Below are 22,960 nucleotides of genomic sequence, written 5' to 3'. Positions count from 1 at the left end.
CATCAAAAGTCTCGCAGAAAATCACCAGCGCTCTGTCGCCGATCAGTCAATTTTTTGCAACAGAGCCGTCAGCAGTCCGGTTTCCAGACTGCTTCCAAATGAATAAATGTTGTGGCGAAGATCCGGACTCTTAAGCCGACGTTGATGAGATCGGGATCTGGCCTTCGGTCAAGCATCTGGTGATACGGCTTCGTCCGACATCAATGACGTGGCGCATGGCAGCAACCGCTTTTTCCGGGTCGCGGGATGCGATTGCGTGAGCGATGCGCAGGTGATTATCGGCAATGGCGTCAATCATCTCGGGCGATGCAGCAGGCGACGATAGTCTAAATGAGATCGCGAGTGCCGCCTCGATCAAAGCCGTCGCAGAACGCATAAAGGGATTCCCTGACATGCGGGCGATGGCGATGTGAAAATCCAGATCAACCTTGGCAATAGATTCAGGTGTATGAGAGAGATTATCGAACTTTGCTGCAATAGCATAAAGAGCCACGATATCGTCACTCGTGGCGCGTATTGCAGCTGCCGCCGCCGCAGCAGGTTCCAGCGCCAGGCGGATTTCAGCGAGATAATCGGTAAATGTCTGGTCGATTCCGGCATCGAAACGCCAGCCAAGAACGTCCGGATCAAAGAAATTCCATTTATCGCTCGGCAGAACGCGAGTTCCCACCTTGGCTTTCGGTTCAATCAACCCTTTGGCTGCGAGGGTTTTCATCGCTTCTCGCAGGACGGTTCTCGAGACGTTGAAGCGTTGCGTCAGTTCGTTGTCGCCTGGCAAAATAGTGCCGACTGAAATGCGGCCCGACACAATGGAGCTCCCGAGTTCTGCCACGACATGCGCATGGCTGCTGCTCCGCTTTTTGCCCGTAATTGCCGATTCCAGAAGGCCCACGTCTCTCTCCCTGACTCTATCCCAACGCCTGCACGCACGCTTCCCCTAGCGAATCGCACGCCATTTTGCGACTTAATTGCGAACCGTTGCGTTTCCAAAACCAAAATCATTGTAAGATGCAGCATTACTACAGTATGCCCGCATCCTCGAGGCTTCCGCAACGCAAGCAGTTTTGGTTCTCCCGATCGCTACGCTGAAAAAACGAATGAGCGAATGAAGATCATAAAATCATACTTTTGAAAAGATAGTTCTTCTTTCACGTCGCAAAACGCGGTGAAAATCACAGTTTAAATCGATACAAATCTTGCAAATCGATTTAAAATTTGGCAAATGGCGCCTGTCTAGAATGAGGTATTCGAAAAAGTCGGTCGCTTGACAAAGCCCGGTACGTGCTAATAGTCATATTTTTGACGGCGCGGACGCGCAGGGAGGCGCTACGAGGGAGTCGTAGCTTCACAAACGGAATTATATCGATGTTGAGACTACTGCAGGTTTCGGTCAATGGGCAGGCGCGTGTTGTTGCCTGGAATGGTGAGGACGACGCGCGGATCGTGGAAGGTGTAGCTTCCGTATATGATCTTGCCCTGCGGGCCATTGCCGCTGGCCGCACGTTTGCCGAACAACTTTCGCAGTCTGCTCTGGGTGAGGTTGTGGACCTTGATGCTGCTGCGCGCGAAAGGCGTTTGCTGCTGCCTGTGTCACATCCGGACCCTGCACACTTCGTTGTCGCTGGTACCGGTCTGACGCATCTGGGTTCTGCCGATGGTCGTGACAAGATGCACAAGGCAGCGCAGTCGGCTGAAAAGCCAACTGATTCCATGCGGATGTTCCTCATGGGCGTCGAGGGCGGCAAGCCAAAGGCTGGTGAGGCCGGTGTGCAGCCTGAATGGTTCTACAAAGGTGATGGATCACAGCTGAAGGCCACAGGAGAGGATCTCGTTTCTCCCGCGTTCGCTCTCGATGGTGGTGAGGAGCCTGAATTGGCTGGCGTCTATCTGATTGGTTCGGATGGCACTCCCTTCCGTCTTGGTTTCTGTCTTGCCAACGAGTTTTCCGACCATGTGACCGAGAAGGGCAATTATCTTTGGCTGGCGCACTCCAAGCTGCGCGAGGCGGCGCTCGGACCTGAGCTGCTCGTTGGTGATCTGCCGGATCATGTGGAAGGGACCTCGAAAGTCATTCGCGGGACTGACGTGATCTTCGAAAAGCCTTTTCTGTCCGGTGAGGCGAATATGTCGCATGCGATCGCGAACCTGGAGTATCATAATTTCAAGTACGATCTGTTCCGTCGTCCGGGCGACCTCCATGTCCATTTCTTCGGGACGGCGACCTTGTCGTTCTCGGAAGGGATAAAGACAGAGCCGGGTGACGTGTTTGAGATTGAAGCGGCACCGTTCAAGCTCCCGTTGCGCAACGCTCTCGCAGTTGCGAACGAGCGTCCGGTTTCTGTTCGTAAGCTTTGAGGTGATGCCTGTGCCGAATATTCGTCTTGCCATTGTTGGGCTCGGGAAAATCGCACGCGATCAACATCTTGGTGCTATTGCGGCAACGAGTGGCATTGATCTGGTAGCCGTTGCCAGCCGCAATGCTTCGCTTGAGAATATCCATTGTTTTTCCGACATCGATGCGCTTCTGGCGGCCGATATCGATGTTGACGCGGTTTCGCTTTGTACGCCCCCGCAGGGACGGTTTGAGCAGGCGCGCGCGGCGCTGATGGCTGGGAAGCACGTGATGCTTGAAAAGCCGCCGGGCGCTACGATTGCGGAGGTTTTTGCACTGGAAGCTTTGGCGCGCAAACAGGGTGTCAGCCTGTTCGCGACCTGGCATTCTCGCGAGGCAGCTGCCGTTGAACCGGCGCGTCGTCTTCTGGCCGAGCGCCGCATCCAGTCTGTCGAAGTCGAATGGAAGGAAGACGTTCGCCACTGGCATCCGGGGCAAGCCTGGATCTGGGAGCCGGGGGGGCTCGGTGTCTTCGATCCTGGCATCAATGCATTGTCGATTGTCACCCGCATCATGCCTGAAAGCTTCCATCTGGTTTCTTCAGAGCTCTCCTTCCCGGCAAACAGGGCGGCACCCATCGCAGCTGATCTGGAATTCCAGACGGCAAGTGGCATAGCCATCAAGGCCGCCTTCGACTGGCGCCAGACGGGGCCGCAGACCTGGGATATTCGCGTTTCCACCCAGGAAGGTGATGTGGTTCTCACACACGGTGGCAGCCGCCTTATCGTCAATGGCGAGGCGCAGATCGTGGAAGAGGATCGCGAATACCGTAACCTCTATAAGCATTTCGTTGACCTTGTCTCCTCGAAGCGGTCGGACACAGACTTCTCCCCGCTGGTACATGTCGCAGATGCCTTTATGCTTGGCCGTCGCAATGTCGTTGAGTCTTTCGAAGATTGATTTGCGCCGTCTGAACCTATTCCTCTCGTGAGAAGAAGATCATGAGCAACGACAATTTGCCCACCAAAACTGCAACCGGTCCGAACGGGAAGCTGCGCTCGCGTGCTTGGTTCGACAATCCCGCCAATGCGGACATGACGGCGCTCTATCTTGAGCGTTACATGAATTTCGGCCTCAGCCAGGCTGAGCTTCAGTCTGATCGCCCGATTATCGGCATCGCCCAGACCGGTTCGGACCTTTCGCCGTGCAACCGTCATCACCTGGAACTGGCCAATCGTCTGCGCGAAGGTATCCGCGAAGCAGGCGGTATTGCCATCGAGTTTCCGGTGCATCCCATCCAGGAAACGGGCAAGCGTCCGACGGCGGGTCTGGACCGTAACCTCGCCTATCTCGGTCTCGTCGAAGTTCTCTATGGCTATCCGCTGGATGGCGTGGTTTTGACCATCGGCTGTGACAAGACAACGCCTGCCTGTCTGATGGCTGCGGCCACCGTCAACATTCCGGCTATCGCTCTTTCTGTTGGCCCGATGCTGAACGGCTGGTTCCGTGGAGAACGGACCGGTTCAGGAACTATCGTCTGGAAAGCGCGCGAGCTGCTGGCCAAGGGCGAGATTGATTATGCCGGTTTCGTAAAGCTGGTTGCGTCGTCTGCACCTTCGACCGGTTACTGCAACACCATGGGCACCGCGACGACCATGAACTCGCTGGCGGAAGCTCTCGGCATGCAGCTTCCCGGCTCAGCCGCCATTCCGGCTCCCTATCGTGATCGTCAGGAAATTTCCTACCTCACGGGCCTCCGTATTGTTGAGATGGTGAAGGAAGACCTTAAGCCATCGGACATCATGACGAAGGAAGCCTTCGTCAACGCGATCCGCGTCAACTCGGCCATCGGCGGCTCTACCAATGCGCCGATCCATCTTAATGGTCTTGCGCGTCACCTTGGGGTCGAACTGACGGTTGATGATTGGCAGAAGTATGGCGAAGAAATCCCGCTTCTCGTCAATCTTCAGCCGGCTGGCGAATATCTCGGTGAAGATTACTATCATGCGGGCGGCGTACCGGCAGTCGTCAACCAGTTGATGCAGCAGGGTCTCATCCACGAAAATGCCATGACCGTGAACGGCAAGACCATCGGCGAAAACTGCCGCGGCGCCGTGATCGAAGACGAAAAGGTCATTCGTCCTTACGATCAGCCATTGAAGGAGCGTGCGGGTTTCCGAGTGCTTCGTGGTAATCTGTTCTCGTCGGCCATCATGAAGACGAGCGTGATCTCCAAGGAATTCCGCGATCGTTATCTTTCGAACCCGAACGATCCAGAAGCCTTCGAAGGCAAGGCAGTGGTGTTCGATGGACCGGAAGATTATCACCATCGCATTGATGACCCGGCGCTGGGTATTGACGAGAACACGGTTCTGTTCATGCGTGGTGCCGGTCCCATTGGCTATCCCGGCGCGGCGGAAGTCGTGAATATGCGTGCACCCAGCTATTTGCTGAACAAGGGTGTTACATCCTTGCCGTGTATCGGCGATGGCCGCCAGTCCGGCACATCGGGTAGTCCGTCCATTCTCAATGCTTCGCCAGAAGCCGCTGCAGGTGGGGGTCTCGCACTTCTGAAGACCGGCGACCGCGTTCGCATCGACGTGGGTCGTGGAACGGCAGATATTCTCATTTCCGCAGAAGAGCTTGCAGAGCGCCGTCGCGAACTGGAAGCAAAAGGCGGCTATCAATATCCGAAGCACCAGACACCGTGGCAGGAAATCCAGCGCGGTATCGTTGGGCAGATGGAGACCGGCGCCGTTCTGGAGCCGGCTGTGAAATATCAGCGCATTGCTCAAACGGAAGGTATTCCGCGCGACAATCACTGATAGAAAAGAAACGGCAGGAATCAGGCTCTGATTCCTGTTGCCAACAATGGCGAGCTCGATGGGGGGCTCGACCAAGGAGGAGAGCAAGAATGAAAATTTTGAAGTATTTGACGACTGCCGCGATGTTTGCCGCTATGGCCTTCGCTGGCCCGGTCAGCGCTGCTGACAAGGGTCTGGTCGGCGTTGCCATGCCAACCAAGTCCTCCGCCCGCTGGATCGCCGATGGCGACAACATGGTGAAGGTTCTCAAGGAGCGTGGTTATTCGGTCGACCTGCAGTATGCAGAAGACGACATTCCGAACCAGCTCTCGCAGATCGAGAACATGATCACGAAGGGTGCGAAAGTGCTCGTGATCGCATCGATCGACGGCACCACGCTTTCGGACGTTCTGCAGCAGGCTGCTGATAAGAAGATCAAGGTCATCGCTTATGACCGCCTGATCCGCGATACGCCCAATGTCAGCTACTATGCGACGTTCGACAACTTCCAGGTTGGTGTTCTGCAGGCCACGACGCTGGTAAAGGCCCTCAAGGCTGATACCGAAAAGGGTCCGTTCTACATCGAACTCTTCGGCGGTTCGCCGGACGATAACAACGCCTTCTTCTTCTACAATGGCGCCATGAGCGTTCTCCAGCCGCTGATCGACAAGGGCGTTCTGAAGGTTGGTTCCGGCCAGGTTGGCATGGACAAGGTTTCCACGCTGCGTTGGGACGGTGCAACCGCTCAGGCTCGTATGGACGCCATCCTGTCTGCATTCTATGCCGACAAGAAGGTCAACGCTGTTCTGTCTCCTTATGACGGTATCTCCATCGGCATCCTGTCCTCGCTCAAGGGCGTAGGTTACGGTTCCGGCGGCGTTGCAATGCCGTTCGTTTCCGGTCAGGACGCAGAAGTTCCGTCTGTTAAGTCCATCATCGCTGGCGAACAGTACTCCACTATCTTCAAGGATACCCGCGAACTCGCCAAGGTTACCGTCGACATGGTTGATGCTGCGATGAGCGGCAAGGAGCCGACTGTCAACGACACGAAGACCTACGACAACGGCAAGAAGGTTGTTCCTTCCTACCTGTTGAAGCCGGTTGCTGTTGACAAGACCAACTGGAAGGAAGTTCTGGTTGGCAGCGGTTACTACAAGGAAGACCAGCTGAAGTAATTCCTGTATCGATAGTGCGGCGGCGCGTTGAAACCGCGTCGCCGTATTCTTTGTTTCCCATCGGAGATGATGGCATGCTCGCACACGTCAATGCGGCTGAACGCCCCCCGATTCTCGAAATGCGTGGCATTTCCAAGTCGTTCGGTGTTGTTAAGGCTTTGACCGACGTCTCGTTCACCGTTCGCGAGGGCGAAATTCACGCGCTCGTCGGTGAAAACGGCGCTGGTAAATCTACACTCATGAAGGTTCTGTCCGGCGTCTATCCGCATGGCAGCTATGAAGGCTCTATCCTGTTCTCGGGAGAAGACCGCCAGTTTCGCGATATCAACGATACTGAGGCACTGGGCATCATCATTATTCACCAGGAGCTTGCGCTGATTCCGCTCCTGTCGATTGCCGAAAACATATTCCTCGCTAACGCTCCATCGCGTTTCGGCGTGATCGACCGTTCGGCCGTGCACGAGCGCACCAAGGCCTTGCTGGCCAAGGTAGGCCTGAACGAGCAGCCGGATACTTTGATTACCAATCTCGGTGTCGGCAAGCAGCAGCTGGTTGAAATCGCGAAAGCCTTGTCGAAGGACGTGCGTCTTCTCATTCTTGATGAGCCGACTGCGTCACTTAACGAGACAGACAGTGCTGCACTGCTGGAACTCCTCAAGGAGTTTCGCAATCAGGGCATCACCTCGATCATGATCAGCCACAAGCTGAACGAGATTTCCGAGGTCGCCGATCGCATCACGGTTCTGCGCGATGGTCGCTCCGTCGATACTATGGATTGCCACGCTGGCGTCGTGCCGGAAGACGAGATCATCCGCAAGATGGTCGACCGCGATATGGAAAGCCGTTACCCGAAGCGTACGCCGAAGATCGGCGAGATGATCTTCGAGGTGGATGACTGGTCCGTCTATCATCCGCAGCACACGCATCGTCAGGTCGTGAAGAACCTTTCGTTGAAGGTTCGCGCGGGCGAAGTCGTCGGTATTTCCGGTTTGATGGGTGCGGGTCGCACCGAGTTTGCGATGAGCGTGTTCGGCCGTTCCTGGGGCCGCAGTATCACCGGCACAGTGAAGATGCATGGCAAGCCTGTCGACGTTTCGACGGTTACCAAGGCGATCGATGCGGGCCTGGCATATGTGACGGAGGACCGCAAGCATCTCGGGTTGATCCTGGCGGAAGACATTCGCAAGAATATCTCGCTGGCAAACCTGCCGGGCGTCTCACGCAGCAGTGTGATCGACGACATTTCAGAAATGAAGGTCGCGCAGGAGTTTCGGGCGCGTATGCGCATCCGCAGCCACAATGTCTATCAGGAAACCGGCAAGCTTTCCGGCGGCAACCAGCAAAAGGTCGTGCTGTCGAAATGGCTGTTCACAAACCCTGATCTCTTGATCCTCGACGAGCCGACCCGCGGTATCGACGTCGGTGCTAAGTACGAAATTTATTCTATTATCAACGAACTCGCGGATGCCGGAAAGGCAGTCGTGGTGATCTCCTCGGAAATGCCGGAGCTGATCGGGATTTGCGATCGCATCCTGGTGATGCATGAGGGTGAATTCGTCGGCGAAGTTGCCGGCACCGAAGCCACCCAGGAGAACATCATGCGCGCTATCATGCGCCGCAAGGGGAGAGACGAATGAGCACGCCTGAAACAACTGCACCGGCAACACAGAGCGTCGCCGGTTTCATCAAGGACAACCTGCGCGAATACGGGATGCTGATGTCGCTTCTCGTCATCGTCATCTTCTTCCAGTTTGCCACAGGCGGCATTCTTCTGAAGCCGCTGAACCTGACGAACATCATTCTGCAGAACAGCTATATCGTCATTATGGCGCTCGGCATGTTGATGATCATCGTGACCGGCCATATCGACCTCTCGGTCGGTTCCGTGGCAGGCTTCATCGGCGCAGTCGCCGCCATGATGATGGTCCAATACAACTTTGATTTCGTCACGGCCTGCATCATCTGCCTGGTCCTCGGCGGTGTAATCGGTGCTGTGCAGGGCTATTTCGTTGCCTATCTGAAGATTCCATCGTTCATCGTAACCCTTGCCGGCATGCTGGTTTTCCGTGGTCTGATGATCGCCGTACTCAGCGGTCGCTCGATTGGTCCGTTCGATGTAACGTTCCAGCGGCTGTCATCCGGCTTCATTCCGGAATTCATCTCGTCTGAAGGCGGGCTCTATCTGACATCGCTCATTCTGGGCGTCGCGGTTGCGGCCTTTCTTGTCTGGCAGAACATCAAGAACCGCGGACGTCGCATGTCGCACGGTGTTGAAACCGAGCCTTTTGGTTTCTTCATTGCAAAGAATATCCTTGTCCTCGCCAGCATCAGCTATGTCGCCTATCTGATCGCGTCTCACCGCGGTATGCCGAACGTTCTGATCATCATGGCGCTTTTGATTGCCGCTTATGGTTTCTTTACCAACCGTACGATTATCGGCCGCCAGATCTACGCTGTGGGTGGCAATGCGCGCGCGGCCGAACTCTCTGGTATCAAGACCCAGCGTCTCGTGTTCGGCACCTTTGTAAATATGGGCGTACTGGCAGCTCTGGGTGGCCTCGTGGTTGCAGCGCGCCTCAACAGCGCCACCCCGAAGGCCGGTGCAGGTTTCGAGCTGGACGTTATCGCCGCCTGCTTCATCGGCGGTGCATCCGCCTATGGTGGCGTTGGTAAGGTTACCGGTGCTGTTATCGGCGCCTTCCTTATGGGCGTCATGAACAACGGCATGTCCATCCTCGGTATCGGCATCGACTATCAGCAGGTCATCAAGGGTCTCGTTCTGCTCGGTGCAGTCTGCGTCGACGTCTACAATCAGCGTCGTTAAGCATCCTCTCAAGCAATTCGACTGTCTCGCAGGCCGCGCATCGCAAGGTGCGCGGCTTCTTCGTTTTTTGACGCAGAGTCATTTTCTCGGGCTGCAATTCGACAGCTTGGCAGCCCGCGAACTTTAATTGCGCAAATTAGCAGTCGTCCTTTCCGGCTCATGCGCTGTCACGCTCAACATAATCAGGACATTTCGGGCAGGTCGAGACTACCATTGTAGCGAGATCAGAGGCGTTCTTGCAGCAGGAGGAGCGGCAGCACAGCCATCAGATTGACCGGAAGAGCGAGGGCAGGAGGTTTTCCGAGCACTGCCGGACATAGATTTCAAATTGAACGAATGCACTTCTTTGGAGGAGAAGAACGTGACTTCGCATTGCAAACTATCTTTCGCGCACCCGCCCGCAAGACCGGGACAGACGCCTGATTTCTCCTCAGTGGAGATTCCAAAAGCGGGCCTGTTGCCTGTTCTGCCGCTTGATGTGACCGCTGCGGATTGCGTCGAGCATGCCAATTCACTCATCCGTGTCATGGATGAGAATGGCGAAGCAGTTGGACCCTGGGCCGAATTCTTGACCCGGTTCGACGTCGATACGCTTCGTGCCGGTCTCCGCGATATGATGATGTCACGCACCATCGACATGCGCATGATGAATGCGCAGCGGCAAGGCAAGATGTCCTTCTACATTCAGGGCGTCGGGGAAGAGGCGATAGCCTGCGGCTTTCAGCGCTGTCTGAAGGCGGGCGACATGAACTTCCCCACCTATCGCCAGCAGGGTCTGCTGATCGCCGGCGGCTATCCGCTGGAAATGTTGCTGGGCCAGTTTTATTCCAACGCTTTCGATCCGCTGCAGGGCCGCCAACTGCCAACGCTACATTCCGCCCGTGACTATGGATATTTCACCGTTTCCGGCAATCTCGGCACGCAATATGTACATGCGGTTGGCTGGGCCATGGCCAATGCGCTTACCCAGAAGGATAACATCTCGATCGGCTGGATCGGTGATGGTTCAACCGCATCCAACGATTTCCATACGGCGCTCCTTTCGGCATCATCATACAGTCCGCCCGTGATCTTGAACGTCGTGAATAACCAGTGGGCCATCTCGACCTATACCGGCGTCGCCAAGGGTAGGGGCAGAACCTACGCCGCGCGCGCTCTAGGCTATGGGATCCCGGCCATTCGCGTCGATGGCAATGATTACCTTGCGGTGCTGGCAGTTTCGGAATGGGCAACACGGCGCGTGCGTGCAGACCATGGGCCTGTCCTGATCGAATGGTATACCTACCGGGTGGGTGCGCATTCCTCATCCGACGATCCCAGCGCCTACCGCCCGAGAGACGAAGGCAAGGCGTGGCCCTTCGGCGACCCCATAGACCGATTGAAGAAGCACCTCATCCACATTGGTGAATGGAGCGAACAGCGACACGTCCAGGCGGAAGCGGAAGTGCTCTCGACGGTGGTCGAAGTGCAGAAGCGCGTTGAGGCTGCCGGTACGATGATCGATCCAAAGCCCATTCCCGGAGCCACCATCTTCAAGGGTGTCTACGCCGAAATGCCTGAACATATCCGCCGTCAGCGGCAGGAATTGGGGGTTTGACCATGGCGCAACTGACGATGATTGAAGCCCTTCGCGATGCGATGGATGTGATGCTGGCGCGCGACCCGAAGGTCGTCATCTTCGGAGAAGATGTGGGTTACTTTGGCGGCGTCTTCCGCTGCACATCCGGGTTGCAGAAGAAGTACGGCGAAGAGCGGGTGTTCGATACACCGATTAACGAAAGTGCCATCGTCGGTCTCGGCATCGGCATGGCTGCACAGGGCATGAAGCCTTGCGTGGAAATCCAGTTCGCCGATTATGTCTATCCGGCCTATGATCAGATCACGCAGGAAGCGGCCCGCATCCGCCATCGGTCCAATGAGCAGTTCTCCTGCCCTATCGTCATCCGCATGCCGACCGGCGGCGGTATCTTCGGCGGGCAGACGCATAGCCAGAGCCCTGAAGCCCTGTTTACGCATGTGGCAGGCTTGAAAGTAGTACTGCCCTGCACGCCGCACGATGCCAAGGGCCTGCTCATCTCAGCGATGGAAGATCCGGATCCAGTGATCTTTCTGGAACCGAAGCGCCTCTATAACGGTCCATTCAACGGCGATCACAAGGCACCGGCCCAAAGTTGGAAAAATCATGCGCTGGGCGAGGTGCCAGAGGGACACTACTCAATCCCGATCGGCAAGGCGCGGGTCCACCGGGAAGGTGCGGCAGTGACCATTCTCACCTATGGGACGATGGTTTTCGTTGCGGAAGCTGCGGTCAATTCGCTTGGCATCGATGCTGAAATTATCGATCTGCGTTCGCTCCTGCCGCTTGATCTGGAGGCAATCGAGGAATCGGTGCGAAAGACCGGGCGCTGCGTGGTACTGCATGAGGCAACGAAAACCTCAGGCCTGGCTGGCGAAATCATCGCCATCGTGCAGGAAGCCTGTTTCTACCATCTCGAAGCCCCGGTCCAGCGTGTGACGGGTTGGGATGCGCCTTATCCGCATGCACTTGAATGGGATTATTTCCCCGGCCAGGAGCGCGTATCTCGCGCCCTCAAAGCAGTGATGGAGGCTTGAGATGGGGATCAGAACAATCCGTCTGCCGGATGTCGGCGAAGGTGTAACGGAAGCCGAAGTCACAGAAATCCTCGTCAAACCGGGTGATCTGGTACGCGAGGACGATCCGATTGCTGCCGTCATGACGGACAAGGCGACGGTGGAAATTACGTCTGCCTATAGCGGCAAGGTTATCTGGATCGGCGGCGAGGTAGGCAAGACGCTCGCCATCGGGTCGGACCTCATTCGCATCGAGGATGAGACAGAAGGTGGAAATGATACCGCTTCGCCCCCTGCCGCTACTCCAGCGCAGCCCGCCCAGGCATCCAGGCCGGAAGGCAATGTGCAGGCGGACAACTGCCCGCTGAAATCACCGCCTTCGCTGAAGGTGGTGGAAAATCGGCCAGCAACCATTGCCACAGCTGCCATTCCTCCGCGCGCAGAAGGTGCCGCTGTTCTTGCTTCGCCTGCAGTTCGCGCCCGCGCCAGGGAAAACGGTATCGACCTCAGGGGCGTTGCGGGTAGCGGACCAGCAGGTCGCATCACCCACGCAGACCTCGATAACCTGTTCCAGAACGTCGGGCAGGCGAAGGATCGTTCGGTGTCCGGCCCGGAAACAGTGGAAACCGTGAAGGTCGTCGGCCTGAGGCGTATGATTGCAAAGCGCATGAGCGAGGCCAACGCCACTATCCCGCATATCACCGTCGTGGAAGAAGTGGATGTCACTGAAATCGAGGCTCTGCGCGCCAAACTGAACGAGAGCCGGGGCGACAAACCGAAACTGACGATCCTGCCGCTCATTGCGGCGGCACTGGTCAAGGCGAAGGAAACCTGCCCGAAGATATTCGCCCGCTATGACGATGAAGCCGAAGAGGTGCATTACTCCACTGCCGTTCACATTGGCATCGCGACGATGACCGAAGCGGGGTTGATGGTGCCGGTCGTGCGCAATGCGCAGTCGCTTTCGCCTTATCAGCTTGCGGGTGAGATCACCCGTCTTGCAGATGCGTGCCGGGAGGGCAAGGCCAAGCGGGAGGAACTTTCCGGCTCCACCATCACCATCACCTCTCTGGGGCCGCTGGGTGCCATTGCCACGACGCCGATCATCAACAAGCCCGAGGTCGCCATTCTTGGCGTCAACCGCATGGCGGTACGGCCAAGCTGGAACGGCAGCGCCTTTGTGCCGCGTACCATGATGAATATCTCGGCCAGCTTCGACCATCGCATAATTGACGGATGGGATGCAGCAGTCTTCGTTCAGAAGATGAAGACATTGCTCGAATCTCCCGCTCTGATTTTTATGAAGGATTGATCAAATGACTGATCTTTCATGCAAAGTGCTGGTGCTTGGCGCTGGTCCGGGCGGCTATGTCTGTGCCATCCGGGCGGGGCAGGCGGGTCTTGATACGATCATTGTGGAGAAGGCGGCACCTGGCGGTACATGTCTCAATGTTGGGTGTATTCCGTCCAAAGCGCTGATCCATGCCGCAGAGCAGTTTCATACAGTGGCACACGCCGCGACGGGTCATTCGGCGCTTGGAATTTTAACGTCCTCGCCGAAGATCGATCTCGCCAAAACCATGAGCTGGAAGGACGGCATTGTCCGCCAACTGACCGGCGGGGTGAGCGGTCTGTTGCGCAAGGCGGGTGTGCGCAAGGTTGATGGCGAGGCGCGCATTCTGGATGGCAAGACCGTAGAGGTTCAAACCGCCGATGGGCTTTTGCGCATAAGCTGCGAACATCTTGTGATCGCAAGTGGGTCGGTGCCTATCGAGGTTCCATCGCTTCCCTTTGGCGGAGATATTCTCTCCTCGACGGAGGCCCTCTCGCTGGAAACTGTGCCAGAGACGCTGGCCGTTGTCGGCGGTGGTTACATCGGTCTTGAGATTGGCACAGCCTATGCAAAGCTTGGCGCCCAAGTGACCATTCTGGAGGCCAGACCGCAGATCCTGCCGCAATATGACAGCGAGCTTTCCCGGCCGGTTCAGGCGCGGCTGAAGGCGCTGGGTGTCGAGGTGCACCTGAATGCACAGGCAAGCTTGTATGCAAATGGCGTTTTGCAGGTGAAAACATCGGATGGCGATCTCGTTGTCCCGGCGCAAAAGGTGTTGGTCACGGTCGGTCGCAGACCCGTCATTGCTGATTGCGGAGCGGACAGCTTGGGCCTCGACATGCAGGGCCGTTACATCAAGATCAACGGCAAGTGCCAGACGTCGATGCGCGAGGTCTATGCCATCGGCGATGTCACCGGCGAGCCCATGCTGGCCCATCGCGCAATGGCGCAAGGGGAGATTGCAGCCGCGATGATTGCGGGCGAGGCGGCAAGTTGGGAGAAGCGGGCAATCCCCGCCGTCTGCTTCACCGATCCTGAGATCGTGGTTGTCGGCCACTTGCCGGATGAGGCGCGTGCGGCGAATGCCGATGCGGCGGTTGCGACCTATCCACTGCGGGCCAATGGCCGCGCCATGACGCTTGAGCGGACTGATGGTTTCGTGCGCATTGTGCATGAAAAGAAGAGCGGTCTGGTTCTCGGCATTCAGGCGGTTGGCGCTGGTGTGTCCGAATTTGCCGGAGAATTTGCGCTTGCGCTTGAGATGTGTGCGACGCTGACCGATATCGCCGCGACCATCCATGCGCACCCGACACTCGGTGAAACGGTGCAGGAAGCAGCATGGGCGGGCTTGGGCAAGGCGTTACACGCTTGAAATTGAGGAGGAAGACCCCATGGATTTTTCGCTGACGGAAGAGCAGACGGCCATTCGGGAGATGGCGGAAGGCTTTGCGCAGGATGAAGTCGCACCGAAAGCGATAGAGTGGGATCAGGCCAAGCATTTTCCGGTGGATGTGCTTAAAGGCGCCATGGCGCTCGGTCTCGGCGGCATCATGGTTTCGGAAGCGCATGGCGGCTCAGGTCTGGGCCGTGTCGAGGCGGTTCTGGTCTATGAGGCGCTGGCCAAGGGCTGCGCTGCGTTCTCCGCCTATCTGTCGATCCACAACATGGTCGCCAGCATGATCGACAAGCATGGAAGCGAGGCGCAGAAGTCCGCCTATCTGCCGCGCTTGTGCACTGGTGAGCTGCTGGCCTCCTACTGCCTTACCGAGCCTTCATGTGGTTCTGATGCGGCGGCACTGACAACCCGCGCCGAACGCGACGGCCATGAGTATCTGCTGACCGGCCAGAAGATGTTCATTTCGGGAGCAGGTGCTACGGATCTCTACGTCGTCATGGCGCGCACCGGCGGCCCCGGCGCCAAAGGGGTTTCTGCCTTTCTGGTGGAGAAGGATGCGGGCGGCCTTTCCTTCGGTGCCAATGAAAAGAAAATGGGCTGGAACGCCCAGCCGACCCGCACGGTGATGCTGGACAAGGTGCGGGTTAAGGCCGATGCCATGCTGGGGCCGGAAGGTGCGGGCTTCAAGCTTGCCATGGAAGCGCTGGATGGCGGGCGTACATCTATTGCCGCTTGCTCTCTGGGTGGGGCGCAATCTGCATTCGAAAAGGCTGTTGCCTACACCAATGAGCGCAAGGCCTTTGGTCAGAAGCTGAATGAGTTTCAGGCGCTTCAATTCACGCTGGCCGAGCTGGCAATCGATCTCGAAGTCTCGCGCACCTTCCTGTGGCGGGCGGCGGCGGCGCTGGATGCCAAACTGCCGGAAGCGACGCAGCTTTGCGCCATGGCCAAGAAGCATGTGACGGATGCCGGTTTCGAGGTTGCCAACCGGGCGCTGCAACTGCACGGTGGTTATGGCTATCTTGCCGATTATGGAATCGAAAAGATCGTGCGGGACCTGCGCGTTCACCAGATTCTGGAAGGCACGAACGAAATTATGCGGCTGATCGTGGCACGTGCGGTGATTGCACAGGCGTGAGCAGGCCGAAGGGAGAGACACTATGACTTACCAAACCATTCTGACCGAACGTCGCGAGAGTGTACTGCTTATCCGCCTCAACAGGCCGGAAGCGCTTAATGCTTTGAATGCGACCGTGGCGCAGGAGCTGATCACTGTCACGGCTGAAGCCGAGGCTGATGACAGCATCGGTTGCCTTGTTCTGACCGGTTCAGAAAAGGCCTTTGCAGCGGGCGCGGATATCAAGGAAATGCAGCCGCTGACCTTTCAGGATGTCGCAATCACCGACAAATTTTCGGAATGGTCGCTGTTTACCAATCGCCGAAAGCCGATCATCGCAGCCGTTTCCGGCTTCGCGCTGGGCGGAGGGTGCGAACTGGCCATGATGTGCGATTTCATTCTGGCATCGGACACGGCCAAGTTCGGCCAGCCGGAAATCAAGCTCGGCACCATTCCTGGCATGGGCGGTTCGCAGCGCCTCACCCGTTTCGTAGGTAAGTCCAAGGCCATGGATATGGTGCTGACAGGCCGCATGATGGATGCTGGCGAAGCAGAACGTTGCGGTCTCGTCAGCCGCGTCTTCCCGGCGGCGGATCTGGTGGAAGAGGCCGTGAAGGTTGCTGCCGTTGTGGCAGGCATGTCGCAGCCGGTGGCCGCCATGGCGAAGGAGGCGGTCAACCGCGCCTTTGAAACCACGCTCGCAGAAGGTCTGCTGGCCGAACGCCGTCTGTTTCATTCAACCTTTGCGCTGGAAGACCGCGCTGAAGGCATGGCCGCATTTGTGGCGCGCCGACCGGCGGAATTCAAGAACAGGTAGAGCATAGCAATTCCAGCGAAAGTGGAAACCGGTTTCGCGTCCGTAATTGCGAAAAGCCAAAGAGATAGATCGTTTCGGCATTTCCAAAAAAATGAAACGATCTAGCCTGCCTCGTGAACGGGAAGGGAGGAGACTTCATGTTTCACGCAACAATGAGCTTCGAACTGGGAGAGGATGTCGCGGCACTGCGCGAAACCGTGCATGCCTGGGCGCAGGAGCGGGTAAAGCCGCTCGCTGCGGAGGTCGATCGCACGAACAGTTTCCCGAACCAGCTCTGGAAGGAGATGGGGGATCTCGGTCTGCTGGGCATCACGGTAGACGAAGCCTATGGCGGTGCGGGAATGGGCTATCTGGCGCATACGGTGGCGGTGGAAGAGATTGCTCGAGCTTCCGCCTCCGTCAGCCTTTCCTATGGGGCTCACTCCAATCTCTGCGTAAACCAGATCAAGCTGAATGGATCGGATGAGCAGAAACGGAAGTATCTGCCGAAACTCGTGTCCGGCGAACATGTCGGCGCGCTGGCGATGTCGGAGCCGGGGGCTGGGTCTGATGTCGTCTCCATGAAGCTGAAGGCCGACAAGCGAGATGGCTACTATGTGCTGAAAGGCAATAAATACTGGATCACCAATGGCCCGGATGCGGATGTGCTGGTGGTCTATGCGAAGACCAACCCGGATGCCGGATCGAAGGGCATCACTGCCTTCATTATCGAGAAGGGAACGAAGGGTTTTTCCACCAGTCCGCATTTCGACAAGCTGGGCATGCGCGGCTCCAACACGGCAGAGCTGATATTCGATGGCGTAGAAGTGCCTTTCGAAAATGTGCTTGGCGCAGAAGGCAAGGGCGTCCGGGTGCTGATGTCCGGCTTGGACTATGAGCGCGTCGTGCTGTCCGGCATCGGGCTTGGCATCATGGCCACCTGTCTGGATGAGGTGATGCCTTATGTCTCCACTCGCGAGCAGTTCGGCCAGCCGATCGGCAGTTTCCAGCTCATGCAGGGCAAGATTGCTGACATGTATGTCGGCCTGAACACGGCGCGCGCCTATGTCTACGAAGTGGCGAAGGCCTGTGATCGTGGTGCCGTGACCCGGCAGGATGCGGCGGGTGCTGTGCTTTACGCCAGCGAGCAGGCCATGGTGCAGGCACATCAGGCGGTGCAGGCGCTGGGGGGAGCCGGCTTTCTTAACGACAGTGTTGTCAGCCGTCTGTTTCGTGATGCCAAACTCATGGAAATCGGTGCGGGCACATCCGAAATTCGCCGCATGTTGATCGGTCGGGAGTTGATGGCCGCAATGGCCTGAACTTCCTCTTTTGTGGCGTAACGGCTGGAGGAGCCGATGAAACTGAAATCCCAATACGTTGCCGGATCGGAAAGTGCGAAGAAGAACCGCGCTGCGCATTTGGCCATGCTGGAAACCGTTCGTGCAGCGGCAGATCTTGCCGCGCAAGGTGGCGGTGAGGAAGTACGCAAACGCCATGCAAGCCGAGGCAAGATGCTGCCACGGGAGCGCGTCGCAAATCTTCTCGATCCCGGTTCGCCTTTTCTGGAAATCGGGGCGACTGCGGCGCATGATATGTATGAGGGTGCTGCACCTGCGGCAGGCCTGATTGCAGGCGTGGGCCGGGTCGAGGGGCAGGATATCATGGTCGTCGCCAATGACGCGACGGTGAAAGGCGGCACCTACTACCCGATGACCGTGAAGAAGCACCTTCGCGCGCAAGAGATTGCCGAGGCCTGTAATCTGCCTTGCATCTATCTGGTGGATAGCGGTGGCGCGAACCTGCCAAACCAGGATGAGGTGTTCCCGGATCGCGATCACTTTGGCCGCATTTTCTTTAATCAGGCGCAGATGAGCGCGAAAGGCATTGCGCAGATCGCCGTCGTCATGGGGTCCTGTACGGCGGGTGGCGCTTATGTGCCTGCCATGTCGGATGTTTCCATCATCGTGCGCGAGCAGGGAACGATCTTTCTGGCAGGGCCGCCGCTGGTGAAGGCGGCGACCGGTGAAGTCGTCAGCGCTGAAGATCTGGGCGGCGGTGATGTGCATACGCGCCTTTCCGGTGTCGCGGATTATCTGGCGGAAGATGATGCGCATGCTCTGGCGCTGGCTCGCCGTGCTGTAGCCAACCTCAACAGGCAGAAGCCGTATTCGGTTCTTTGGCAGTCGCCGGAGCAACCGGCCTATGACCCCGACGAACTGCTGGACGTGGTGCCTGCCGATCTGCGCACGCCGTATGACATTCGCGAGGTGATTGCCCGCGTGGTGGATGGCAGCCGCTTTGATGAATTCAAGGCGAGGTTTGGCGAAACGCTGGTCTGCGGTTTCGCGCATATCATGGGTTGTCCGGTCGGTATCGTTGCGAACAATGGTGTTCTGTTTTCCGAAAGTGCGCAGAAGGGCGCGCATTTCGTTGAGCTGTGCTCGCAGCGGGGCATTCCGCTGATTTTCCTGCAAAACATCACCGGCTTCATGGTGGGTAGAAAATACGAGAATGAAGGTATTGCCCGCCATGGCGCGAAAATGGTGACGGCAGTGGCAACGACTGCCGTGCCAAAGATCACCATGCTGGTGGGCGGCTCTTTCGGGGCGGGAAATTATGGCATGGCGGGTCGTGCCTTCTCGCCCCGCTTCTTATGGACATGGCCGAATTCGCGTATCTCGGTCATGGGTGGGGAACAGGCCGCGGGTGTTCTGGCCACCGTTCGCCGCGAGGGCATAGAGCGCAAGGGTGGTAGCTGGAGCGCAGACGATGAAGCCGAGTTCAAGCGCCCGACACTTGAGATGTTCGAGCGGCAGAGCCATCCGCTCTACGCCTCAGCACGGCTGTGGGATGACGGCATCGTGGACCCGCGAAAAACACGCGAGGTTCTGGCTTTATCCCTGTCTGCCAGCCTGAATGCGCCGATTGCGGAAACCCGCTTCGGCCTGTTCCGCATGTGATAGCAAAAAGGAGAGAACGATGTTTCGCAAAATCCTGATTGCCAATCGCGGTGAGATTGCCTGCCGGATTATGAGAACGGCGCGTACGATGGGTGTTTCTACTGTTGCCGTCTATTCCGACGCGGATCGAAACGCGTTGCATGTGGCTTTGGCCGATGAGGCGGTTTACATCGGCGGCGCGGCCCCAAAGGATAGCTATCTGAAAGGCGAGGCCATTATCGCTGCCGCGCTCCAAACGGGTGCCGAGGCCATCCATCCGGGCTATGGCTTTCTGTCGGAAAATCCGGATTTCGTCGATGCGGTGAAGGGCGCTGGTTTCGTCTTCATCGGCCCTTCCGCCGATGCCATTCGTGCCATGGGCTTGAAGGATGCGGCTAAAGGGCTGATGGAAAAGGTGGGTGTTCCGGTCGTTCCCGGTTATCACGGCGACAATCAGGACGTTGCGTTTTTAGCCGAGCAGGCGAACCGCATCGGCTATCCTGTTCTTATCAAGGCCGTGGCCGGTGGCGGTGGCAAGGGCATGCGGCGTGTGGAAAGCGCAGGTGAGTTTGCCGACGCGCTTCGCGCTGCCAAGGCGGAAGCTTCGAACGCTTTTGGTAATGATGCCGTTCTCATCGAAAAGTATGTGGCTGCACCGCGCCATATCGAGGTGCAGGTGTTTGGTGATGGGGTGGAGGCCGTGCATCTGTTCGAGCGGGATTGCTCGCTTCAGCGCCGTCATCAGAAGGTGATCGAGGAAGCGCCAGCCCCGGGCATGACGGAAGAGATGCGCGAGGCCATGGGCTCGGCGGCGGTCAAGGCGGCGAAAGCCATCGGCTATTCCGGTGCAGGCACGATCGAATTCATCGTCGATGGCTCCGAAGGGCTGCGCCCGGATCGGTTCTGGTTCATGGAAATGAATACGCGGCTTCAGGTGGAACATCCTGTCACAGAAGCTGTCACTGGCATTGATCTCGTGGAATGGCAGCTGCGCGTGGCAAGCGGCGAGCCGCTGCCTTTGCGCCAAGATCAAATCAAGCTGAACGGCCACGCCTTCGAAGCGCGATTGTATGCGGAAGACGTCGAGGCCGGTTTTCTGCCCGCAACAGGCAGGCTGGCGCATCTTGCTTTTCCCTCGAACTGCCGTGCCGATACCGGTGTGCGTAGCGGCGATGAAATTTCGCCCTGGTACGATCCGATGATCGCCAAGATCATTACACACGGACCAACGCGGGATGTCGCGCTTTCAAGGCTTTCCCGCGCGTTGGATGAAGCGCAGGTGGCGGGAACGGTTACCAATCTCGCCTTCCTTGGTGCGCTGTCCCGGCATCCGGGTTTCGCCAAAGGTGAGGTGGACACGGGCTTGATTGCTCGTGATCTGACGACACTCACGGCCAAACGCGACACAGGCAAGACGGATCAGGCCATGGCAGCCTTAGCTGCTTTGCATGCTGCGGCAATTCCGAGCGATCCACTTGCCGGATTTTCTCTCTGGGCACCACTGGAGCGGACACTGGTTCTGGAACGGGCAGGCGAGACGCTGGAGGTTTGTCTGCACGTTACAGGATCTGATCAGGCGCAAGTAGACGTGGATGGTGTTCGCCTTCAGGCCATTCGCCGTGCAGCGGGTTGGTCTATCGAGAGCCATCCTCATATGCAGATGGTCGATGCCGATGGCATCCATGTCTTCTCGTCTGGGCGCTCCTTGAGCTTCCGTCTGCACGATCCGCTGGATCGCGATCAGTCGGCTGGTCCCGGCGGTGATGTAACGCTGGCGCCGATGCCGGGGCTGGTGCGCGCCCTGTTGGTGCAAACGGGGGAGGCGGTGGAGGCCGGTCAACCGCTGTGCATTCTTGAGGCGATGAAGATGGAGCACACGCTAAAGTCTGCGCGTGCCGGCCGTGTCGCAGAGGTGTTTGTCGCCGAAGGAGCGCAGCTTTCTGCGGGTGATCCACTGGTTCAACTGGAACCTGAGGCAGTGCCGCATGGCTGAATTCGTTGAACTCTATGAGGTCGGTCCGCGCGACGGGCTGCAGAACGAGAAGAGGGTTATCCCGACCGTTGATAAGCTGGCTCTGATCGAAAAATTAAGCCGCTGCGGGTTTCGCCGTATTGAGGCCACCAGTTTCGTCAGCCCCAAATGGGTACCGCAAATGGCAGATGCGGCTGAGGTGATGGCGAAGGTTCCACGTCGCGCCGGTCTTTCCTATGCTGTGCTTGCACCGAATTTGAAGGGATACGAGGCAGCAAAGCTGGCCGGTGCTGATGAGGTGGCAATCTTCGTATCGGCATCGGAAGGCTTCAGCCGCGCCAACCTTAACGCATCCACTGCCGAAAGTCTCGAACGCTTGAAGCCAGTGGCCGAGACAGCCCTTGGTGATAGGCTGCGGTTGCGCGGCTATGTATCCGTCGTCACCGATTGTCCGTTCGATGGAAAGGTTGAGCCGCTTCAGGTTGCCAAAGTCGCCGTAGAGCTCGCGGCGCTTGGTTGCCATGAAATCTCACTTGGCGAGACACTGGGGCGCGGAACGCCGCAAGCAGTGGCAGCCATGCTGGAGGCTGTGCTGGATGTGGTTCCGGTTCAAAAGCTGGCGGGGCATTTTCATGATACGTCGGGTCTGGCGCTTCAGAATGTAGATGTGGCGCTGGAAAAGGGGTTGCGCGTGTTTGACGCATCGGTTGGGGGGCTCGGTGGTTGTCCCTACGCACCGGGGGCTGCAGGCAATGTTGCAACGGAAGCCTTGGCGCGGCATCTGGCGAGCAATGGATTTGAAACCGGTCTCGATCTGAGCGCTCTCGACGAGGCGGCGGCCTTCGCCAGAACCTTGAGGAGCGCGGCATGACAGAGACGATCAAGGTAGAGGTCGATTCCCGCGGCATCGTCCAGCTTCGGCTGAGCAGGCCGGAAAAGCGCAATGCGCTTTCGGGGCAGATGATCGCGGAGCTGACGGCGTTTGCCGCACGTGCGCAGGAGCGGCGCGATTGGCGCGCCGTCATTCTCTCTGGCGAGGGGGCGGCCTTCTGTGCTGGCGGTGATCTGGACTGGATGCGCGAGCAAATGCAGGCAGACCGGCAGACGCGCATCGCGGAAGCGCGCAAACTGGCGAATATGCTCGGCGCTTTGAATTCGCTGCCACAGCCGCTGATCGGCGCAATCCACGGCAGCGCTTTCGGTGGCGGCGTTGGCATGGCCTGCGCATGCGATCTGGCGCTCGCAACGCCGGAAACTTTATTCGGTCTGACCGAAACGAAGCTGGGCATCATTCCCGCGACCATCGGTCCCTATATGCTGGCGCGCATGGGCGAGGGGCGCGCGCGCCGCGTGTTCATGTCGGCAAAGCGGTTTTCCACCCTAGAAGCCGTTGAACTCGGCATCATTTCGCGGGTCGTCAGCGCGGACGTTTTGATGAGGGAAGCCTTGGCCGAGGCGGAATATTATCTCGCCACGGCACCGGGAGCTGTCGCTTCTGCAAAAGCATTGGCGCGTTCTCTCTCCCGTTCGCTCGACGCTGACCGGATTGAGGAAAGCATCACCGCGCTTGCCGATGTCTGGGAGCAGGATGAGGCTAAAGAAGGCATTGCCGCCTTTTTCGAAAAGCGTAAACCCCGTTGGGACCACAATTAAATCCGTCATGACAGGATATCCGGC

At 57.8% G+C, this 22,960-nt stretch carries 18 protein-coding genes; 17 read left to right on the top strand and 1 reads right to left on the bottom strand.

Annotated elements, in window-relative coordinates:
* Positions 1-130 precede the first annotated feature (130 nt).
* On the bottom strand, positions 131-892 hold the full coding sequence (locus tag E8M78_RS18385; RefSeq protein WP_137136431.1) for a FadR/GntR family transcriptional regulator: 762 nt from the start codon (positions 890-892) through the stop codon (positions 131-133).
* Between the two features lie 473 nt (positions 893-1,365).
* Here E8M78_RS18385 and araD1 point away from each other — a divergent pair, with 473 nt between their 5' ends.
* The 17 genes from araD1 to E8M78_RS18300 all read left to right on the top strand — a co-directional run bounded on the left by araD1 (position 1,366) and on the right by E8M78_RS18300 (position 22,936).
* Positions 1,366-2,355 carry an AraD1 family protein gene (gene araD1 / locus E8M78_RS18380; protein WP_137136430.1) on the top strand — a complete coding sequence of 330 codons (990 nt, stop codon included), beginning with the start codon at positions 1,366-1,368 and terminating at the stop codon, positions 2,353-2,355.
* Between the two features lies 1 nt (position 2,356).
* Positions 2,357-3,292: a Gfo/Idh/MocA family oxidoreductase gene (locus tag E8M78_RS18375; RefSeq protein WP_137136429.1), complete on the top strand. Its 936-nt coding sequence runs from the start codon at positions 2,357-2,359 to the stop codon at positions 3,290-3,292.
* 41 nt (positions 3,293-3,333) lie between these two features.
* A complete protein-coding gene (locus E8M78_RS18370) occupies positions 3,334-5,157 on the top strand; it encodes an IlvD/Edd family dehydratase (protein ID WP_137136428.1) in 1,824 nt (607 codons plus the stop codon).
* An 89-nt stretch (positions 5,158-5,246) separates the two neighbouring features.
* Positions 5,247-6,311 (top strand): multiple monosaccharide ABC transporter substrate-binding protein, encoded by a 1,065-nt coding sequence (gene chvE, locus E8M78_RS18365; RefSeq protein ID WP_137136427.1) that lies wholly within the window; start codon positions 5,247-5,249, stop codon positions 6,309-6,311.
* Positions 6,312-6,385: 74 nt separating this feature from the next.
* Positions 6,386-7,948: a multiple monosaccharide ABC transporter ATP-binding protein gene (gene mmsA, locus E8M78_RS18360; protein ID WP_137136426.1), complete on the top strand. Its 1,563-nt coding sequence runs from the start codon at positions 6,386-6,388 to the stop codon at positions 7,946-7,948.
* Complete coding sequence (mmsB, locus tag E8M78_RS18355) at positions 7,945-9,135, top strand: multiple monosaccharide ABC transporter permease (RefSeq protein WP_137136425.1); 1,191 nt, start codon at positions 7,945-7,947, stop codon at positions 9,133-9,135. Before mmsA ends, mmsB begins: the two co-directional genes overlap by 4 nt.
* A 361-nt stretch (positions 9,136-9,496) precedes the next feature.
* Positions 9,497-10,732, top strand: coding sequence for a thiamine pyrophosphate-dependent enzyme (locus E8M78_RS18350; RefSeq protein WP_137136424.1), 1,236 nt, complete (start codon positions 9,497-9,499; stop codon positions 10,730-10,732).
* A 2-nt stretch (positions 10,733-10,734) separates the two neighbouring features.
* Positions 10,735-11,748 carry an alpha-ketoacid dehydrogenase subunit beta gene (locus E8M78_RS18345; RefSeq protein ID WP_137136423.1) on the top strand — a complete coding sequence of 338 codons (1,014 nt, stop codon included), beginning with the start codon at positions 10,735-10,737 and terminating at the stop codon, positions 11,746-11,748.
* A gap of 1 nt (position 11,749) precedes the next feature.
* On the top strand, positions 11,750-13,039 hold the full coding sequence (locus E8M78_RS18340) for a dihydrolipoamide acetyltransferase family protein (RefSeq protein ID WP_137136422.1): 1,290 nt from the start codon (positions 11,750-11,752) through the stop codon (positions 13,037-13,039).
* 4 nt (positions 13,040-13,043) lie between these two features.
* Positions 13,044-14,432 carry a dihydrolipoyl dehydrogenase gene (gene lpdA, locus E8M78_RS18335; RefSeq protein ID WP_137136421.1) on the top strand — a complete coding sequence of 463 codons (1,389 nt, stop codon included), beginning with the start codon at positions 13,044-13,046 and terminating at the stop codon, positions 14,430-14,432.
* Positions 14,433-14,451: 19 nt separating this feature from the next.
* Positions 14,452-15,594: an acyl-CoA dehydrogenase family protein gene (locus tag E8M78_RS18330; protein WP_137136420.1), complete on the top strand. Its 1,143-nt coding sequence runs from the start codon at positions 14,452-14,454 to the stop codon at positions 15,592-15,594.
* Between the two features lie 22 nt (positions 15,595-15,616).
* Positions 15,617-16,390 carry an enoyl-CoA hydratase gene (locus E8M78_RS18325; protein WP_137136419.1) on the top strand — a complete coding sequence of 258 codons (774 nt, stop codon included), beginning with the start codon at positions 15,617-15,619 and terminating at the stop codon, positions 16,388-16,390.
* Between the two features lie 137 nt (positions 16,391-16,527).
* Entirely contained in the window at positions 16,528-17,691 is a 1,164-nt protein-coding gene (locus E8M78_RS18320; RefSeq protein WP_137136418.1) for an isovaleryl-CoA dehydrogenase, read from the top strand.
* 36 nt (positions 17,692-17,727) lie between these two features.
* Positions 17,728-19,332, top strand: coding sequence for a carboxyl transferase domain-containing protein (locus E8M78_RS18315; protein ID WP_137136417.1), 1,605 nt, complete (start codon positions 17,728-17,730; stop codon positions 19,330-19,332).
* Positions 19,333-19,351: 19 nt separating this feature from the next.
* The gene (locus E8M78_RS18310) at positions 19,352-21,304 is read left to right on the top strand and encodes an acetyl/propionyl/methylcrotonyl-CoA carboxylase subunit alpha (RefSeq protein ID WP_137136416.1); all 1,953 of its coding nucleotides are present in this window, start codon (positions 19,352-19,354) and stop codon (positions 21,302-21,304) included.
* Entirely contained in the window at positions 21,297-22,154 is an 858-nt protein-coding gene (locus E8M78_RS18305) for a hydroxymethylglutaryl-CoA lyase (RefSeq protein WP_137136415.1), read from the top strand. Before E8M78_RS18310 ends, E8M78_RS18305 begins: the two co-directional genes overlap by 8 nt.
* Positions 22,151-22,936: a crotonase/enoyl-CoA hydratase family protein gene (locus E8M78_RS18300; protein WP_137136414.1), complete on the top strand. Its 786-nt coding sequence runs from the start codon at positions 22,151-22,153 to the stop codon at positions 22,934-22,936. Before E8M78_RS18305 ends, E8M78_RS18300 begins: the two co-directional genes overlap by 4 nt.
* The last annotated feature ends 24 nt before the right edge of the window (positions 22,937-22,960 follow it).

It is taken from the genome of Rhizobium sp. FKY42 (assembly GCF_005222835.1).
Classification (GTDB): Bacteria; Pseudomonadota; Alphaproteobacteria; order Rhizobiales; family Rhizobiaceae; genus Neorhizobium.
The sequence above is the reverse complement of the archived record's forward strand: the minus strand, read 5'-3'. Positions and strand labels throughout refer to the sequence as shown.

Excerpts from the sequence above, each read along its gene's own strand:
- E8M78_RS18305 (WP_137136415.1), top strand. The coding sequence starts at position 21,297 with ATGGCTGAATTCGTTGAACTCTATGAGGTCGGTCCGCGCGACGGGCTG.
- E8M78_RS18310 (WP_137136416.1), top strand. The coding sequence starts at position 19,352 with ATGTTTCGCAAAATCCTGATTGCCAATCGCGGTGAGATTGCCTGCCGG.
- E8M78_RS18330 (WP_137136420.1), top strand. The coding sequence starts at position 14,452 with ATGGATTTTTCGCTGACGGAAGAGCAGACGGCCATTCGGGAGATGGCG.
- E8M78_RS18315 (WP_137136417.1), top strand. The coding sequence starts at position 17,728 with ATGAAACTGAAATCCCAATACGTTGCCGGATCGGAAAGTGCGAAGAAG.
- mmsA (WP_137136426.1), top strand. The coding sequence starts at position 6,386 with ATGCTCGCACACGTCAATGCGGCTGAACGCCCCCCGATTCTCGAAATG.
- chvE (WP_137136427.1), top strand. The coding sequence starts at position 5,247 with ATGAAAATTTTGAAGTATTTGACGACTGCCGCGATGTTTGCCGCTATG.
- E8M78_RS18320 (WP_137136418.1), top strand. The coding sequence starts at position 16,528 with ATGTTTCACGCAACAATGAGCTTCGAACTGGGAGAGGATGTCGCGGCA.
- E8M78_RS18325 (WP_137136419.1), top strand. The coding sequence starts at position 15,617 with ATGACTTACCAAACCATTCTGACCGAACGTCGCGAGAGTGTACTGCTT.
- E8M78_RS18300 (WP_137136414.1), top strand. The coding sequence starts at position 22,151 with ATGACAGAGACGATCAAGGTAGAGGTCGATTCCCGCGGCATCGTCCAG.
- mmsB (WP_137136425.1), top strand. The coding sequence starts at position 7,945 with ATGAGCACGCCTGAAACAACTGCACCGGCAACACAGAGCGTCGCCGGT.
- E8M78_RS18340 (WP_137136422.1), top strand. The coding sequence starts at position 11,750 with ATGGGGATCAGAACAATCCGTCTGCCGGATGTCGGCGAAGGTGTAACG.
- E8M78_RS18370 (WP_137136428.1), top strand. The coding sequence starts at position 3,334 with ATGAGCAACGACAATTTGCCCACCAAAACTGCAACCGGTCCGAACGGG.
- E8M78_RS18345 (WP_137136423.1), top strand. The coding sequence starts at position 10,735 with ATGGCGCAACTGACGATGATTGAAGCCCTTCGCGATGCGATGGATGTG.
- araD1 (WP_137136430.1), top strand. The coding sequence starts at position 1,366 with ATGTTGAGACTACTGCAGGTTTCGGTCAATGGGCAGGCGCGTGTTGTT.
- lpdA (WP_137136421.1), top strand. The coding sequence starts at position 13,044 with ATGACTGATCTTTCATGCAAAGTGCTGGTGCTTGGCGCTGGTCCGGGC.